Here is a 17,657-nt window from a genome sequence, read left to right on the forward strand (position 1 = left end):
GATAGTTATGGCCAGCTTTTATCCTATGTATGATTTTGTAGAACATCTGGAAGAATACAGGATCGCAGGAAAGAATTACCGGACTCATATAAGCTTATGGGATACCCTTGAAGATGAATTGCAGGCTAATGCAGATATGACATTTGACTTGATTGGTAATTTGGGAACAATTGATTATAAAACAGCAGATAGCAAAGAAATTATTGCATCGTATGAACGGTAATATATTTTTAGTCAACTTTTAGACAATTTGCAGAGCGGAGTTTCAAAAGGCGTATGGAAGTTTTAATTTAACTCCATACGCCTTTTGAACTCGCTGTACAACGTTCTTTTACCGTTGTACGGCAGATGTTTTTTATTGGTGAATGGAATCCCCTTCTTCTTGTATGAGTTAGCCATTTTTAACTGCATCAGAAATGGCTTTGTCTAATTCCTTAACTGTGGAGTTTATCAGGATTTGTCCTTTGAGACATTAGTCAGGAAACAGAATGTTACCTTTGGTAGATAAAACGATTTTGGTCAGATTGAGAATTCTTTGTTTTTCTGGTACAATTGAGAAAAACATTTGGAAAGAACGAGAGCGTTGGAATGAAGACAAGATAAGAAATATCTTGACTATATCGACAGCGAGGAATGCTTCTTCTCCGAAAGGCAAGAAGGTGAGGAGAAAACAATAATGAAAAATCTTAGATTAAAAGAAGTATCTATAAAAGATCTTGATCAGATCAGGGCACTGTACTGGAGACTTTTGGACAGTTCTCCGAAATATAGTCAGATCCTGCAGTGGAAAAAGAATATATATCCAAATGATGACGATTGGAATTCTTATATTGTAAAAGGTGAAATGTACTTGATTTTGAAGGACATGGATGTGATTGGTGCAGTAGCGGTGACGAATGCTCAGTCAAAAGAATATAGAAAGATTCACTGGAAAGTTAAGGTGGATGATCAGGATGCAGCGGTGGTTCATCTGCTGATGGTTTTACCTGAATATCAGGGAGATGGAGCGGCAACAGCAGCACTTGATGAAATCATCAAGCTGGCTGCAGACAAAAAGAAAAAGGCAGTGCGGCTGGACGCGATCGGAACTAATGTGCCAGCACAGAAATTGTATGAAATATACGGCTTTGTTAATTGCGGAACAGCACAGGAGTACTATGAAAGTACCGGAGAAACAGAATTCGTATTTTACGAATATGTACTGGCGGAGTAGCAGTTACATATGAAATGAAAAGTATTTACTAATCGGAAATTGTCGAACTGACACATTAGAAAGGATTATATATGAGTGAGTTGATTAAGGCTGATAATGAATATAAGAAGCCAGCCACTCGGTATTTCCGGTTATGAATTATCAAAACTTATACCAGAAGAGTTCAGAGGTAGTATGCCTACCATTGAAGAAATTGAAGTTGAATTAAATGAATAACTTCCAGACAAACATTTTTCAACAGAGTATTGTATAATTTGGATGAAGTAATTTTTATGAGGTAATTTTATGTGTGAAAATGAAAAAAAGAAATATCATTCCATTGAGATGACCACAGGATCTCTCTGGAAAAATATACTTCTCTTCAGCCTTCCTCTTATGGGATCACAGGTACTGGAGGTTCTTTTTAACTTAAGCGATGTTGCCGTTGTTGGACGGTTTGCAGATTATATGGCACTAGGTGCTGTCGGTTCCACAACTTTGCTGGTTACTCTGTTTACCGGAATCCTTATCGGAATGGGTGCCGGTGTCAATGTCCGCGTAGCTCACGAACTGGGTGCCGGTAATAAAAAAGGCACAGAAGAAACAATCCATACTTCTCTTCTTTTGTGCGCAATCACAGGTCTGCTCGTCTGCGCCATCTGTCTTCTGTTTTCCGGGCGGATGCTGTCCATGATGAACACGAAGCCGGAACTTATTGATCAGGCTATTTTATATATGAAGATCTATTCCCTGGGAATGCCTGCAATGGCCGTATACAATTTCGGAAACGGCGTATTAAGTGCCATAGGCGATACGAAACGACCATTGATCTACCTTTCCATTGCAGGTGTGGTCAATGTTCTTCTGAATCTGTTTTTTGTTATTGTCTGTCATATGGCAGCCGCAGGCGTTGCAACAGCCAGCGCAATTTCTCTGTATATCTCTGCTTCTCTGGTGATGATCCATCTCCTCAGAAGAACCGATGACTGCAAAGTATCTCTGCGTAAGATCTGCCTGCACCCCAAGGCCTGCAAAGCAGTTCTCATGCTTGGTATCCCTACAGGTCTTCAGAACGGAATCTTTGCTATTGCAAACCTGTTTGTGCAGACTGGTGTCAACTCTTTTGATGCAGTGATGGTTTCCGGAAATGCAGCTGCCGCAAATGCTGACTCCCTGATCTATAATGTCATGTTTTCTTTTTATACTGCATGTGCAAGCTTTATCGGTCAGAACTGGGGTGCCGGTAATAAAAAACGAATGCTGAAATCTTATAGAGTCAGCCTTACATATGCCTTCATTTTCGGTGCAATCCTGGGTGGACTACTCCTTGTGTTTGGCCCACAGTTTCTTTCTCTGTTCGCTACGGAACCAACAGTTATTGATGCTGGTATGCAGAGGATTCGTATTATGGCATTCAGCTATGCGTTTAGCTGTTTTATGGATGGCAGTATCGCCGCATCCCGAGGCATCGGAAAAAGTATTCCGCCTACCATTATCGTTATCCTGGGCTCCTGCGTATTTCGTATTGTCTGGATTTATACAGTATTTGCACATTTCCAGACGATTTCATCACTGTATCTTTTGTATATCTTCTCATGGGGAATTACAGGACTTGCAGAAACTCTGTTTTTTGTTGTAAGTTTTAACATAATATATAGCAAGAATTCTCCTTCCTCTATAGGTGGGAGATGAATTGCAAAAAAAACAGAAAAGAACACTTGTTCTGCAACGCGATTCATGGTATAATAGAATCAGTCGATAAGGTAAAAGATCAAAAAAGGACTGTTTTTATGGAAAAAATAGATCACAATGCACATTCAGTATATTTGATGTATTATCATCTGATCATGGTGGTAAAATATCGAAGAAAAGTTATCAATGACCCAATTTCAGAAAGAGCAAAAGAAATATGGGAATATATTGCACCCCGATATGGAATTGTTTTGGAGGAATGGAATCATGATATTGACCATGTGCATGTAATGTTTCGTGCACAGCCTAAAACGGAACTCAGTAAATTTATCAATGCATATAAAAGTGCCAGCAGCAGGCGCACCAGTTGAAGTAATCCGTCAATATATCGAAACCCAGGGAGAGAAAAAGCATTGAACATAGCATATCGTTTCCGGATCTATCCAACAGAAGAACAGAAGATACTTCTGGGAAAAACATTTGGCTGCTGCCGTTTTCTGTATAACCAGATGCTTAATGACAAGATCCGGGAGTATAAAAAGACGAAAAAACTGTTAAAAAATACACCAGCCATGTATAAAAAGGAGTATTCATTTCTGAAAGAAGTAGATTCGCTGGCACTGGCAAATGTTCAGCTTCATTTGGAGAAAGCATATAAGAATTTTTTCCGTGATCCCAAGGTTGGATTTCCACGTTTCAAGTCAAAACATCACTCCAAAAACAGCTACACAACAAATGTAGTCAACGGAAATATTCTGGTAGAAAATAAGCGGATCCGGCTTCCCAAATTAAAATGGATCTCCATGAAAAAACACAGGGAGCCTGCAGAAAACTGCTGTCTGAAATCAGTGACAGTCAGTATGGAGCCGTCCGGAAAGTATTTTGCAAGTCTGCTGTATGAAGGATACAGCTGCGAAAACCAAGCAGCAGATGAAGATTACAGCAATGCCAAAATACTGGGGATTGATTATGCGATGCAGGGGATGGCAGTGTTTTCAGAAGAGATTGAACTTGAAAAAGCAGGATTCTTCAGAAGAAATGAAAAAAGGCTGGCAAGGGAGCAGCGTAAACTGTCGAGATGTGTAAAAGAAAGCCGCAATTATGTGCGGCAGAAAAAGAAAGTTGCCAGTTGCCATGAAAAAATACGAAACCAGAGAAAGGATTATCTGCATAAACTGAGCCGCAGGATCACAGACCAGTACGATATAGTCGCGGTAGAAGATATTGATATGAAAGCAATGGGCCAGTGCCTGCACTTTGGGAAAAGTGTACAGGATAATGGATACGGGATGTTCCGGAATATGCTGGATTATAAGCTTGCCTGGAAGGGAAAGAAATTAGTAAAGATAGACCGCTTTTTCCCTTCAAGCAAAAAATGCAGTAAATGCGGAAAGATAAAAAAAGAGCTGGGATTATCCGAAAGAGTATACCGCTGCACGTGTGGAAATGAGATGGACAGAGATCGAAATGCAGCGATCAATATCCGTGAAGAGGCAAGAAGGATGCTGGCAGTATAAACTGTCCATATCCGGACAATAAGTAAGAAAATACGCCCGTGTCCGGGCAAAAAGAATCGCGGGGCACGCGAGGATAGCTTGTAGATACTTGGCTCAGTAGAGTCATTGAGCAAGAAGCCCCCACTTCAAAATCTGGGATTTAAGTGGTGGGAGCATGTCACGAAAATATGGGTTGGAAAATAGTCACAGCCACTCTGTGATTTATATGCCAGGTGGATTCCACAATTGACTGGAAAGAAAATCAGCTTACAAAACGGGTGAAATCTCAATCGGAATTGACCGAGCTGAAAGTGAGGGATACTTCTTGTCCGAGGGGCAAGAAGGTGGAACTAAAAATAATTAGAACAATCGGAATTTTTAGGAGTAAAGACATGACTACTATTGTGCAGTTGCGCCCCCTTGAACACAGTGATAGAGAGCAATTTGTTTTAGACAATCAGGAAGCCTTCAATTACGGTGCCCTGGAAGAATTTGGCCTTAGAGATAATCATTTTGAGGAAGATGGACAGATTATATCACGAGAAACGATTGAGCAGTCCATTGACGATGGTGAAGCTTACCGCATCGTACTCGATGGCAAAAAAGTAGGCGGTGTTGTGATTAAAGTCGAGGGTGAAAAAGGCGACCTAGATCTTCTTTTCATTGCGCCATCAGTTCATAGCAAAGGCATCGGGTATGCTGCATGGTGCGAAGTTGAGAAGTTATATCCAGAAGTGAAAGTCTGGGAAACCGTAACGCCCTATTTCGAGCAGCGGAACATCCATTTTTATGTGAACAGATGTGGTTTTCACATCGTAGAGTTCTTTAACAAATATCACCAAGCCCCCAATAATCCGGAAATGAATGCTGAAAAGCAGGACGAGCAGTTTCCGAACGGAATGTTTCGGTTTGAAAAGATTATTAGGTAACTTCCAGTTTACAGAAACCCTATATACGAACATAAATAGGCAGCTTCGGCTGTCTATTTCCATATAATCGCACATTTGCGTAACTCCATAAGTCTGAATACAAACTGCAGGGTGTGAAAGTTTATACGAAAAGTCTTGCGAGGAGGGGTAAACTAGTGTATAATGATTATAACAATATAGAGCGTTAAAGTAAATTAGGTGACGAGGAGGTGAACGTACAGCACCTTAATACATCAAAACTTTTCATATTTCGAACTCAGAAGTTAATGTTAATGTTAATGTTAATGTTCTTTCAAATAGGAGGGCAAGAAGATGAAAAAGCGTAGAGTATCGAGACCGCTGTTAATTCTGGCAGTGACAATTGCTATGATCGCTGCAACTGCAGTGGTTGCAAGCGCAGCAACAATTAACAAAAATGATGCAGATTATAAGTATTCTAAGACTCTTGAAGATGGTACTGTTGTGTCCTTTACTAGAGATCTTATTAATGAACCTGTCGCTACAGACTACATTCAGTGCAAAATTCAGCTTAGGGAAGGCGATGAATTCGGCAATTACCCTTTCTTTGGTCTAACTTATAGTAAACGACTTCCTAACCAGGAGTGGGACAAGAATGGAACCGTTGCATATGGTGTATTAAATATTAAAGGTAGTAATCTTAAGCAAGGAATGTATAGTCTTACATGTAATGGCGATGGTTGGAAGAATTATACGATAGATTTCTTCTATGCAAACTTCCAAAAAGCTACTAAGATGATGATTACAACATATCCTGACAAGATTCTGTTTAATGCTGACCGTCTGACTCGTGACCAGCATGGTGAGTATACAAATGTGTTTGTTAAAGGACATAACTTTGATGCAATGCTCAAGAATGGATGGGGAGAGTGGATGGCAACAAAGGCTCCATCGACAATGAAGCCAGGTAAGAAATATAACTTGTATGCAGGACAGATAGACCGAGTTAACAACTATCAGGTTAATTCCAAGGTTTATAAGTTAGCTACAGTGACTATGGGTCCTTCAACTAAGCCTGTAATCAAGTCGGTAAAGATTTCTAATGTTAAGGTTAAGAGATATTTTAGCTATAATGAAGGGAAATATAGATATAAGACCACATTCAAGATGACTGTAACCTTAAGCAAGATGGCTAAGGGTGCAAAGGGTATAGATCTTACTACAAGTGTAAACGGCATTTCTTCATACAAGACACTTAAGGGCACAAAGAATACCTACACAGCGAATTTCAATTGGGATATGCCTATGAGCTTAAAGGGTAAAACTGTTTCAGTTAAGGTAAAGACTTATAATGATACTAAGTATAAGGCTTACAGCTACGACTCAAAGGCTAAGAAGGCAAAGATTTGATAGGTGTACACTGATAACAATTACAAAAACCAAACAGAATAATTAAACTACATGCCCTGAGCTCAGTTGCTCAGGGCTACTTTTACATTCAGAAGGGGAGCAAAACCTACTAGTATTGCTTTAGCAAGCATCGCCCATCTACTCCGCCACGGAGATTTGGGCTGATAGCAATAGTGTATGTTGGAGTAAGATGTTATAGGAAAACAAAAATTTAGAGCAGCAAGCTCAGGCTATATTTGATGATATGTTTCCTGACATTTTTTCATTAAATACGGATGCTACTCTCCAAGATTTAATCGTATTTGCAAATGGCAAAAAACGCCCAAAAACAATTGGAAACATCCCCGTATATGGTGGAAATGGCATATTAGCATATACTGATAAATCTAATGCTGATAATTGTGTCATCATTGGTAGGGTTGGCGCATATTGCGGTAATACATTTTTATGCCTTGATAAATGCTGGACAAGCGATAATGCCATACAAGCAAAAAATCGTACTGGCTCCTCACCATTGTTTATTTATTACTTATTGCGAAATGCATCACTATCTTCCCGACATATTGGCACCGGACAACCGCTAATGACGCAAGAAATTCTAAATGCTATACCTATTAAGTATCCAGTAGAAGAAAAAATTTCAGCATTTATCGAAACTTGTAGCCCTATACATAAAATGATTTCTGGCAATAGACAACAGAATGAGTCACTTGCATCAATAAGAGATTCCATGCTTCCTAAACTGATGTCTGGCGAAATGGATGTTTCAGAGCTGAATCTCTAAGCAGCTAAATTCCAGTTTACAGAACTGAATCAAAAGAGCTCGAAGGAGCTCTTTTTCCTTTTTTATAATAGTATCATTATGGTATAATAGAGACATTAAAATCGGAATTTCAGGAGGTGTTTTTATGCCACAAATGAATAAGGGAGGAAAATTTATTTTCGGGAAATCACTCATTCGGACGGATGGAACATTGCGGATTCCACCGCAGGCAATGGAAGAATATCACATTGCAGATGAAGGAAAAGTATATCTTTTTACCGGAAGTAAGATTACCGGTGGCTTCTGCGTCACCCGGAAAGGCCTTTTGCATCCGTCAAAACTTGGTCACATTTTGGACGATACTCCACCGTTGCTTGACTACTCAGCAGGTTCTGGCGAATTTATCAAATACAAGGGGCGTTCCTACTGCTGGGTAGAGATTTCACAGGAGGGGCAAATTCTTCTTACGAAGAAAATGATGGATTTTTTGAAGGTGAGACCCGGAATGGAGCTGCTCTCTATCCGCAGTAGCGACATCGCGTTTACGATGGGAGCTAAAGGACCGCTATTGGAAAAAGCAGAAAACTATGATGGTGAAATTCCGCTTTTTTAAGTGTAACAATTTGAATTTGTGGAGGATAACTATTGTGGATAAAGCAGTTATTTATATACATGGAAAAGGTGGTAATGCTGAAGAAGCTATTCATTACAAACCGCTCTTTAGTAATTGTGATGTGATTGGTCTCGACTATACTGCACAGTTTCCATGGGAAGCAAAAGAAGAATTTCCATTACTTTTTAATTCAATTTATAGAAACTACAAGACTGTTGAAGTAATTGCCAATAGCATTGGAGCGTATTTTGCTATCAATGCCTTATCAAATCAGCAAATAGAGAAAGCATATTTTATTTCGCCCGTTGTAGATATGGAAAGGCTTATTGCTGATATGATGATTTGGGAAAATGTTACAGAGGATGAACTCAAAGAGAAAAAAGAAATTCAGACAACCTTTGGAGAGACTCTTTCATGGGATTATCTTTGCTATGCAAGAGAAAATCCTATTATATGGGAAATCCCAACGCACATTTTGTATGGTGAAAAAGATAATCTTACCGCTTATGGAACGATATTTGAATTTGTACAGAGGACTAATTCAACACTTTCTATTATGAAAAATGGAGAGCATTGGTTTCATACGGATGAACAAATGAAATTTCTTGATGAATGGATAATAAAATCTTCCAAATAAATTCAAGTTTTATTGATTAGGAAATTGGGGAGTTATGCATTTTGTAAAGGGGGATCTATAAATGAAAACGTGTTGTTTGGTATGGGAAATTCCTGTAATAGAGGGAGAACATTATAATCCAATTATGAATGTCATTTATATGCAAAAAGCAAAGAAATTTTTGAATCAACTAAATCGATATTTTCAGGATGAGAATATGGATTGGAAGTGTGTTTTAGACCATTCAGCATGTACTTATAATGAGATTTTTTCCAGTGAACATCAAGCAGTTATTTTTGCTCCGGAAGCTAAAACAAGACAATGGTTATATAAAAAAGAAATTCAAGATGAAAGTATTCCAAAATATTATTTGGATTTTGCAGAATATAATGAAGGAAAGTTAGATAAAATAGCAATTTTCTTTATGAACTTAAAAAATGATATACAATAGATTTCCTTGTTATGGAGCAATGATATGTTTTGAAGGTAGAAAAAATTACAGGGAAAAGAAAGAAACCAAAGTAAAAAGCCGATGCGGGACTTTTGAATCCAGTATCGGCTTTATTGATCTTACAGAGGTTTTGAAAAATTTACTTTTAATGGTTCATCAGTGCTTTGATATTTGAGGCTGTGTGGATTTTTTTCGATACAGCAGGAATAACATAAACAATAGAATTACCGGAAAAATAAGTCCGAATCCCATGCCAATCCTAATATTATTTCCGGCATTCTGGGTGATACGACCAACAATTCCAGGTCCAATGCTGCCACCTAAATCTCCTGCCATGGCAAGAAGAGAAAACATAGCCGTTCCACCTGTTGGAAAAGTTTTTGAGGAAATACTGATTGTTCCAGGCCACATGATTCCAACTGAAAATCCACATGCAATACAACCGATAAGTCCGATAATCGGGCTGGATGACAAAGCGGCAAGTAGATAACAGACAACGCATAATATGCCTGAACCACCCATAAACTTCATTAAATCTAACTGTTCTCCATATTTTCCAAAAATTATACGGCTGATTCCCATTGTTACTGCAAACATACATGGACCTGCTAAATCTCCCAGGGCTTTTGACAATCCTAGTGCGGCTTCTGCATAAGCAGAAGCCCATTGAGCCATTGCAAGCTCAGAAGCTCCGGAACAGATCATCAGACATATTGCAACCCAGAAAAATGGTTTGGAAAACAGATTCTTAATTCCCATTCCGGAACCATTGTCAACCAGAGGTTCAATGGGACAGGTCATGAAGTTATAAGTATTAACTGCAGGAATGATTGCCCATATTACGGCGAGCCATTTCCAGTTGTCTATTCCAAATATCAGGAAAAATAAGCTGGAAATCAAAATTGTCCCAACAGCTCCCCAACAGTAAAAGGAATGGAGCAGACTCATAGTTGCTTCTTTGTTTTCAAACGGACAGGCCTCTATAATAGGGCTGCAAAGTACTTCTATTAAACCACTTCCGATGGCATAAACAATAACACTACATATAATTCCAATAAAAGGATCAGGTAAAAAATCAGGTAAAAATGCCAGTCCAAGCAGACCCAGTGCAGAAAATATTTCTGATGTAACAATGCACACACGATACCCGATATGGTCCACGAATTTGGCACAGAACAGGTCAACCAGAAGCTGTGTGAAAAAGAAGAAAGTGGATATCAGAGCAATATTACCGAGAGAAATATGGTAGTCACTGTGAAATTTCAAAAAAAGAAGCGGTGCGAAGTTTGCCGTAATAGCCTGTGTGATAAACCCCATATAACAGGCGATTTTTGTCTTATGGTAGTCTGTTTTTTTTATAGAATTTCTACATTTAAAAATCATAAGTATACCTCTTTTCTTTTTTTACTTGATTATATAGCAAATATTAGATATATACATTGAATTAAATTGTAGAAATACTGTATAATATCGTAAAAAAGAAAGAACGTGATATGGAGATGGATTATAATAAAACATATAATAGAATACTTACAGACGAGGAGTTCATGGAAATTAAACAGCATGGAAGCAGTGATTATCCATTCCAGTATTATTATGATAATCTGGAATTGTTTGATTTTCATTGTATTGAGTGGCACTGGCACAGAGAATTTGAGTTTTTATATGTGGAGTCTGGACAAGTTACATGCGGAATAGGAGAAAAACAGATTATATTGTCAGAAGGAGAAGCAATTTTTATTAATTCTAAAATATTGCACCGCTTTTACGCATCATCAGGTGGTATCATTCCTAACTTTGTATGTATGCCGGAATTTATTGCACCGGAGAACAGTCTGATCTATAAGAAATATATCTTGCCAATCATTTCATCGAATATATATTTCCGGTGTTTTCAGACTGATGAACTATGGCAGACAAAGATTATACAAACTATGATAAAAATAATGGAAATACAGGAGAATGAGAAAATAAGAGAACTTGCTACTTTGGCATTGATGCAGGATTTATGGCTGACTTTTTATGAAAATGTAAAGTTTTCTGATAAAGGAGAGGTACAGACAGTTGATGAAGTTGCACAGAAAAGAGTACAGTTAATCATGCAATATATACATGAAAACTATAATCGCAATTTGTCTCTGGATGAAATTTCCTCGCATATAGGAATCAGTAAAAGTACTGCACTTAATTTGTTCCACCGGTTTTTACATACTACACCGGTTAATTATCTGATAGGATATCGACTTCAGGCAGCTTCCTGGTTATTGAAAAATACGAATAAAAAAGTAAAAACAATTGCCTATGAAAGTGGATTTCATAACGTTGATTATTTTTGCAGATTGTTTAAAAAACGTTATCATTTAACCCCATCAGAATATCGCTGCACATGTTTAAAATTGTTGTCGGCAGATCCGAGTCTTCAGACCCATAAATAAAGCCGATGCGGGATTTTTGAATCCTGTATCGGCTTTGTTAATTTGCGAAGATTTTGAAAAATTTATTTTACTGGTTCATCAGTGCTTTGATGTCTTCTTCCGGTGTGGTGATAGGTGCAATACCATAATTTTCCACCAGATAGTTCAGAATATTAGGAGACAGGAACGCCGGAAGAGAAGGACCAAGACGGATGTTTTTGATACCTAAGTGTAAAAGTGTCAGCAGGATACAAACTGCTTTCTGTTCATACCAGGAGAGAACGAAGGAAAGCGGAAGCTCATTTACAGAACATCCAAATGCATCCGCAAGTGCCACAGCAACCTGGATTGCACCATAAGCATCATTACACTGGCCCATATCCATCAGTCGTGGCAGACCACCGATTTCTCCCAGATCCAGATCATTGAAACGGAATTTTCCGCATGCCAGGGTGAGAACAATACTGTCAGAAGGTGTCTGCTTCACGAATTCCGTATAATAGTTTCGACCTGGTTTGGCACCATCACAGCCGGCAACCAGGAAGAAATGGCGGATAGCGCCTGATTTTACTGCTTCTACTACAGTATCTGCATGGGACAGAATGGCTGCATGTCCGAAACCGGTTGTCACTTTCGTACCGCCGTTGATGCCTGTGCGTGTCTGATCTTCTTTGTAACCACCCAGTTCCAGTGCTTTTTCAATAACCGGTGTGAAATCTTTCTTCTCGTCGATATGAACAGCGCCTGGGAAAGCAACCACTTCTGTTGTAAATACTCTGTCAGCATAACTGCTTTTTGGTGGCATCAGACAGTTGGTGGTGTAAAGGATCGGAGCCGGAAGATGATCAAACTCTTTCTGCTGATTCTGCCATGCAGTTCCGAAATTTCCTTTTAAGTGAGAGAATTTCTTTAAGAGTGGATAGGCATGGGCAGGGAGCATTTCACCGTGGGTATAGATGTTGATTCCTTTTCCTTCTGTCTGTTCAAGTAAAAGCTGCAGATCCTTCAGATCATGACCGGTTACTACAATAAATGGTCCTTTTTCTACAGTAAGTGTAACTGCAGTCGGTTCCGGTGTTCCGTAAGTTTCTGTATTGGCCTTGTCAAGAAGTGCCATACATTTCAGATTGATTTCCCCTACTTTCAGTACAGTAGGAAGCAGTGTGTCCATACTTTCTTCATAACCAATCTTAAATAATGCTTCGCAGAAGAAACGGTTTACTTCGGCATCTTCATAATTCAGAACATTTGCATGATAAGCATAGGCTGCCATTCCGCGAATCCCGAAAAGAATAAGGGACTTCAGGGAGCGGATATCTTCATCTGCATTCCACAGCTGCTGTATGTCATATTCGTCTGATTTACCGCAAGGTGACTGACATTTATTGCAGTCAGGAACCAGTCTTTCTTTTTCTGCTCTGACTTTTTGTATCATATTTTCGATTGCTGCATCGTCAAAACTCACATTTGTAACGGTAGTAAACAGTCCTTCAATTATGACCTGACTGGTACTTTTGGAAATAGTTTCTGCGCCATCGACAGCTCTTGCCAGACCGATCAATGCACCTGTCAGCTCATCCTGTAATTTGGCAGTGGCTGCCTTTTTTCCGCAGACACCTGCATTTCCTGTGCAGCCGGTGCATCCCACTGTCTGTTCACACTGATAACAAAACATTTTTTTATCCATTGTCGTATCCTCCTTTATTCTATAATATTTCCATCAATACCTATGGTTATAACCTGCCAGGGAATGAATTTTCCACTATTCTGAAGTGCTTTTCTGGTTGCCATCTCAAGTCCGCCACAGCATGGCACTTCCATTCTTACAATCGTCACACTTTGAATATCGTTATTTTGGATTATTGCAGTCAGTTTCTCGCTATAATCCACCTGATCCAATTTAGGACAGCCGATTAATGTTACCTTATTTCGGATAAAATCCTGATGAAAGCCTGCGTAAGCGTAAGCAGTACAATCGGCTGCGATTAAAAGCTTTGTGCCGTTAAAATATGGGGCACTGACAGGTGCCAGCTTAATCTGTACCGGCCAGTTCTGAAGATTGGATACCTGACCTGTGGTTGAAGATGTTTTTTCTGATTTGGGCATTTCTGATCGCTGAATCTGCATGCTTTTAGACCCGGGACAGCCAGCATGAGCAGTTATTGCCTGATTTTTGGCAAATATTTTTTTCTGTGCTTCTTTCACAGCCGCTTCATCATATTCAGGTGCTTCCCGTTCCTCAAAGGAAATGGCACCTGTGGGACACTCCGGGAGGCAATCCCCCAGTCCGTCACAGAAATGTTCTCTCACCAATTCTGCTTTTCCATTAATGATATCAATGGCACCTTCGTGGCAGGCATCTGCACAGGCGCCGCAGCCATTGCATTTTTCTTTATCGATTCGAATAATCTTTCTTATCATTTTACCTCCGTCAATAGATTTAACTTTTGTTTCTGTCAGCATTATAGTATGATAAATACAACTTGTATGTTTGATTTCCAACAGGAGGAATGATTTTGAAAAAATATTTATCTATTTTAAAAACTAGTCCATTTTTTACAGGCCTTACTGATAACGAGATATTATCTATACTGCATTGTGTAAAAGCAACAACAGTTTCCAAAAAACGAGATTCTTATATTTTCAGAGCAGGAGATTCTACCGAGGTAATGGGACTTGTGGTGTCCGGCTGTGTTCTTGTTATTCAGGAAGACCTTTGGGGGCATCGGAATATTCTGTCGAAATGTCATACCGGTGATTTCTTTGGTGAGCCATATGCAGCAAGCCCGGGAGCTGTTCTGAATGTCAGTGTGGTGGCAGATACGGATTGTGAGATTATTCTGCTAAATGTCCAAAGGCTTCTGATTTCCTGCCCGACTGCATGCGAACACCATCAGAAGCTGATCCGCAACCTGGTCAGTGTCCTGGCAAATAAGATACTGATTCTGAACGACAAAATCACACATGTGGGCAAGCGAACGACAAGGGACAAACTATTGTCCTATCTGTCGGCAGAGTCTATCAGACATTCGTCGTTATCCTTTGATATTCCCTTTGACCGGCAGCAGCTGGCTGATTATCTGTGCATTGACCGTGCGGCAATGTCTACGGAGATATCAAAGCTGCAGAAAGAAGGCTTTATAAAAACAAATAGAAATCATTTTGAATTGACTGTTTGTAATAATTCGGCTTCTGAAATAAAAATGTGATATCCATCATGAAAAATGATAGGAGTCATGTGGGTATTCGCAATTGAAGCAGGAGACTTACCTGTTTCGGTTAAAAAAGCAGAGAAATTCTGCGTCAGATATCTTTGCCGTGTGTCGGCACGCCTGCAGATATCATCCTTGTCTTTCACACACTCTGATGAACTGTCTTAAATGCATTATTTATTAGGACTGCTATAGGAAAAAGGACAGATATCGGTTATGCATATAGTATTAAAAACTATATAAACTGGTTTCTCTTGACAACAATAAATATTGTGATATACTTTGGATATCAAAATATTTAAAATGCAAACAAAACAATAGGAGAAGAATCAAAATGAAGAATTTCAAAATAGGAGATAAAATCACAAGAGTTCCATTGATTCAGGGAGGAATGGGAGTTGGGATCAGTCTTGGCAGACTTGCAGGTTCTGTTGCGAAAGCAGGAGGAGTTGGTATTATTTCCACTGCACAGATCGGCTACAGGGAAGAAGACTTTGACAGAAATCCGGCGGCAGCCAACGAACGTGCCATTGCCGGCGAAATGAAAAAAGCCCGTGAGATTTCAGAAGACGGAATCATAGGATACAATATTATGGTTGCACTGAAAGAATATGCATCTCACGTAAAGGCTGCAGTAAAAGCCGGAGCAGACATCATTATTTCCGGTGCGGGACTTCCCACAGAGCTTCCGGAACTGGTAAAAGGAAGTCTGACAAAGATTGCACCCATCGTATCTACAGACAAATCCGCAAAAGTAATCCTGAAATACTGGGACAGAAAATACAAAAGAACTGCAGATCTGGTAGTGATCGAAGGTCCTCAGGCAGGCGGACACCTTGGTTTTCATAAAGAAGAGCTGGAGAAATATACTGAAGAATCCTACAGTGAAGAAATAAAGAAAATCATCGCAACAGTAAAAAGCTACGCAGAGAAATATGAGACAGAAATTCCAGTGATCGTAGCAGGTGGTATCTATAACAGAGAAGATGTCCGAAAAGTGGATAATCTTGGTGCTGATGGCATTCAGGTTGCTACCCGCTTTATCACAACGGAAGAATGTGATGCAGACATCCGCTATAAAGAAGCCCATTTAAAAGCAAAAGAATCCGACATTGCCATTGTAAAAAGTCCGGTAGGAATGCCAGGTCGTGCCATTATGAACAAATTCATGACCCGTGTCATGAACGGCGAACAGATTCCACACAGTCCCTGTCATGGATGTCTCGTAAAATGCAGCCCAAAAGAAATACCCTACTGTATTACTGACGGACTGATCAATGCAGTAAAAGGAAATGTAGATGAAGGGCTTCTTTTCTGTGGTGCAAAAGCATGGAAAGCAGAGCGTTTGCAGACAGTACAGGAAGTGATTAATGACTTGTTTTAATCAATCAAGTAGCGAAGCGGATTGTGAATATCCGTTTGACTATAGAAATGCATAATTTAAGGGGTGAACGTTTTGTAATGTTCACCCCTTATTATGGATTTGTACAGTATTTAATTCTGAATTTCTGCCAGTGCCTTTTTAAACTGAAATGCAAATAAAACAGAGGTAAAGATCACAGCAGTAATATCTGCAATGGGTTCTGCCATATATACGCCTGTTGTTGGATCAGATATCATATGAGGCATAATATAGATCAGCGGGATCAGCAGTACAAACTTACGGACAACAGCAACAATAATAGAGTTTACTGCCTTTCCAAGTGAGGTAAAGGTCATCTGACAGGCAATCTGGATACCGAAGAGGAACAGACCACCCAGATAAATCTTCAGCATTGGTGCAGTAAATCCAATAAGATTTGTATCAGCAGTAAAAATGCTTACAAATACTCTGGGAACAAGCTGTACAGCAGCCCAGAGGAGTACAGAATATGACAGACAGGTGATCAGAAGCAAACGAAAAGTTTTCTTTACTCTGTCTGCATTTTTGGCACCGTAATTATAACTGGAAATTGGCTGTGCTCCCTGCGCGATTCCCTGAAGAGGAAGCATGGCAAACTGCATAACACTGGTCAGGATGGTCATGGCTCCCACTGCAATATCACCGCCGTACCGAAGCAGGGATGAATTAAAGCAGACAGTTACAATACTTTCACTTGACTGCATGATAAAAGCAGCAAGTCCCAGCGCGATACAGGGAAGAATAACCTTTGCCTCCAGGTGGAGATGCTTTTTCTTGAGGTGAAGCAGTGTCTTTTTGCTGCAGAGGAATGAAACTACCCAGAGTGTGGAAATCGCCTGTGAGATAACAGTTGCCAGTGCAGCACCACGTACCCCCATATGAAAAACAAAGATAAACACAGGATCCAGAACGATATTGCAGACAGCACCGATCAGGACGGAAACCATGGAAAATGTGGTAAATCCCTGTGCAGTAATAAATGCATTCATACCAAGGGTTAACTGTACGAACAAGGTACCAAAAGCGTAAATATGCATATAGTCGGTTGCATAACTGATGGTGTTTTCACTGGCGCCAAAAGCCAGCAATAAATCTCTGCCCCAGATCAGTAAAATGGCAGTGAGGATAACAGAGATAATAATCTGAAGAATAAAACAGTTACCTAATATATTCTCAGCAGATTCATTATCCTGTTTTCCCATATAAATAGAAGCCCTTGGTGCACCGCCGGAACTGACCAGTGCCGCAAATGCGGAGACGATTATGATGATGGGCATACAGACTCCCACACCTGTAAGTGCCAGGCTGCCTTCCCCCGGGATGTGGCCGATATAAATACGGTCTACAATGTTATAAAGCATGTTGATAAGCTGGGCGATCACTGTTGGAATGGATAGCTTTAAAAGAAGCTTTCCAACAGGTTCTGTGCCCAGAAAATTTTTGTTATCCTGCATGGATGATAACCTCCTGTCTGATAATATTATGAAAAATCCCTCTGACAGTACCACA

General features: G+C 39.7%; 16 protein-coding genes and 3 pseudogenes. 15 read left to right on the forward strand and 4 right to left on the reverse strand.

Features of this window, described 5'->3' with window-relative positions:
• Nucleotides 1-106 precede the first annotated feature (106 nt).
• The 12 genes and pseudogenes from ACTNDS_RS01115 to ACTNDS_RS01170 form a co-directional block, all read left to right on the forward strand.
• A pseudogene (locus ACTNDS_RS01115) lies at nt 107-223 on the forward strand (DUF4825 domain-containing protein); the annotation flags it as partial.
• A 453-nt stretch (nt 224-676) separates the two neighbouring features.
• On the forward strand, nt 677-1,213 hold the full coding sequence (locus ACTNDS_RS01120; protein ID WP_441032702.1) for a GNAT family N-acetyltransferase: 537 nt from the start codon (nt 677-679) through the stop codon (nt 1,211-1,213).
• A 108-nt stretch (nt 1,214-1,321) separates the two neighbouring features.
• Nucleotides 1,322-1,429 (forward strand): annotated as a pseudogene (locus ACTNDS_RS01125) (PDDEXK nuclease domain-containing protein); the annotation flags it as partial.
• A 69-nt stretch (nt 1,430-1,498) separates the two neighbouring features.
• The gene (locus tag ACTNDS_RS01130) at nt 1,499-2,884 is read left to right on the forward strand and encodes an MATE family efflux transporter (RefSeq protein ID WP_118566248.1); all 1,386 of its coding nucleotides are present in this window, start codon (nt 1,499-1,501) and stop codon (nt 2,882-2,884) included.
• 98 nt (nt 2,885-2,982) lie between these two features.
• A pseudogene (tnpA, locus tag ACTNDS_RS01135) lies at nt 2,983-3,243 on the forward strand (IS200/IS605 family transposase); the annotation flags it as partial.
• A 54-nt stretch (nt 3,244-3,297) separates the two neighbouring features.
• A complete protein-coding gene (locus tag ACTNDS_RS01140; protein ID WP_441032705.1) occupies nt 3,298-4,401 on the forward strand; it encodes an RNA-guided endonuclease TnpB family protein in 1,104 nt (367 codons plus the stop codon).
• 371 nt (nt 4,402-4,772) lie between these two features.
• Nucleotides 4,773-5,309 carry a GNAT family N-acetyltransferase gene (locus ACTNDS_RS01145; RefSeq protein ID WP_441032708.1) on the forward strand — a complete coding sequence of 179 codons (537 nt, stop codon included), beginning with the start codon at nt 4,773-4,775 and terminating at the stop codon, nt 5,307-5,309.
• Between the two features lie 312 nt (nt 5,310-5,621).
• Complete coding sequence (locus ACTNDS_RS01150) at nt 5,622-6,677, forward strand: hypothetical protein (protein ID WP_441032710.1); 1,056 nt, start codon at nt 5,622-5,624, stop codon at nt 6,675-6,677.
• A 244-nt stretch (nt 6,678-6,921) separates the two neighbouring features.
• Nucleotides 6,922-7,461 (forward strand): restriction endonuclease subunit S, encoded by a 540-nt coding sequence (locus tag ACTNDS_RS01155; protein WP_441032712.1) that lies wholly within the window; start codon nt 6,922-6,924, stop codon nt 7,459-7,461.
• Nucleotides 7,462-7,585: 124 nt separating this feature from the next.
• Nucleotides 7,586-8,053 carry a hypothetical protein gene (locus ACTNDS_RS01160; RefSeq protein WP_005340973.1) on the forward strand — a complete coding sequence of 156 codons (468 nt, stop codon included), beginning with the start codon at nt 7,586-7,588 and terminating at the stop codon, nt 8,051-8,053.
• A gap of 34 nt (nt 8,054-8,087) precedes the next feature.
• The gene (locus tag ACTNDS_RS01165; protein ID WP_173679665.1) at nt 8,088-8,690 is read left to right on the forward strand and encodes an alpha/beta hydrolase; all 603 of its coding nucleotides are present in this window, start codon (nt 8,088-8,090) and stop codon (nt 8,688-8,690) included.
• A gap of 61 nt (nt 8,691-8,751) precedes the next feature.
• Entirely contained in the window at nt 8,752-9,120 is a 369-nt protein-coding gene (locus tag ACTNDS_RS01170; protein WP_062807890.1) for a hypothetical protein, read from the forward strand.
• Nucleotides 9,121-9,276: 156 nt separating this feature from the next.
• Here the strand turns inward: ACTNDS_RS01170 and ACTNDS_RS01175 are convergent, their stop codons facing one another.
• On the reverse strand, nt 9,277-10,503 hold the full coding sequence (locus ACTNDS_RS01175) for an MFS transporter (protein WP_441032716.1): 1,227 nt from the start codon (nt 10,501-10,503) through the stop codon (nt 9,277-9,279).
• A gap of 164 nt (nt 10,504-10,667) precedes the next feature.
• Here ACTNDS_RS01175 and ACTNDS_RS01180 point away from each other — a divergent pair, with 164 nt between their 5' ends.
• Entirely contained in the window at nt 10,668-11,555 is an 888-nt protein-coding gene (locus ACTNDS_RS01180) for an AraC family transcriptional regulator (RefSeq protein ID WP_441032719.1), read from the forward strand.
• 67 nt (nt 11,556-11,622) lie between these two features.
• On the opposite strand, the gene hcp is transcribed toward ACTNDS_RS01180, so the two are convergent.
• Both hcp and ACTNDS_RS01190 read right to left on the reverse strand, forming a co-directional pair.
• Nucleotides 11,623-13,221, reverse strand: coding sequence for a hydroxylamine reductase (gene hcp / locus ACTNDS_RS01185; protein WP_441032721.1), 1,599 nt, complete (start codon nt 13,219-13,221; stop codon nt 11,623-11,625).
• 14 nt (nt 13,222-13,235) lie between these two features.
• The gene (locus ACTNDS_RS01190; RefSeq protein WP_441032723.1) at nt 13,236-13,955 is read right to left on the reverse strand and encodes a 4Fe-4S binding protein; all 720 of its coding nucleotides are present in this window, start codon (nt 13,953-13,955) and stop codon (nt 13,236-13,238) included.
• Nucleotides 13,956-14,050: 95 nt separating this feature from the next.
• On the opposite strand from ACTNDS_RS01190, the gene ACTNDS_RS01195 reads away from it, so the two are divergent.
• Nucleotides 14,051-14,743, forward strand: a complete 693-nt coding sequence (locus tag ACTNDS_RS01195; RefSeq protein WP_441032726.1) for a Crp/Fnr family transcriptional regulator — start codon at nt 14,051-14,053, stop codon at nt 14,741-14,743.
• Nucleotides 14,744-15,080: 337 nt separating this feature from the next.
• Entirely contained in the window at nt 15,081-16,130 is a 1,050-nt protein-coding gene (locus ACTNDS_RS01200; RefSeq protein WP_441032729.1) for an NAD(P)H-dependent flavin oxidoreductase, read from the forward strand.
• A gap of 110 nt (nt 16,131-16,240) precedes the next feature.
• On the opposite strand, the gene ACTNDS_RS01205 is transcribed toward ACTNDS_RS01200, so the two are convergent.
• Nucleotides 16,241-17,602, reverse strand: coding sequence for an MATE family efflux transporter (locus ACTNDS_RS01205; protein WP_441032731.1), 1,362 nt, complete (start codon nt 17,600-17,602; stop codon nt 16,241-16,243).
• Nucleotides 17,603-17,657: the final 55 nt, after the last annotated feature.

The organism is Blautia sp. HCP3S3_C12, from assembly GCF_052064155.1.
In the GTDB taxonomy this organism is placed as follows: Bacteria; Bacillota; Clostridia; order Lachnospirales; family Lachnospiraceae; genus Blautia_A.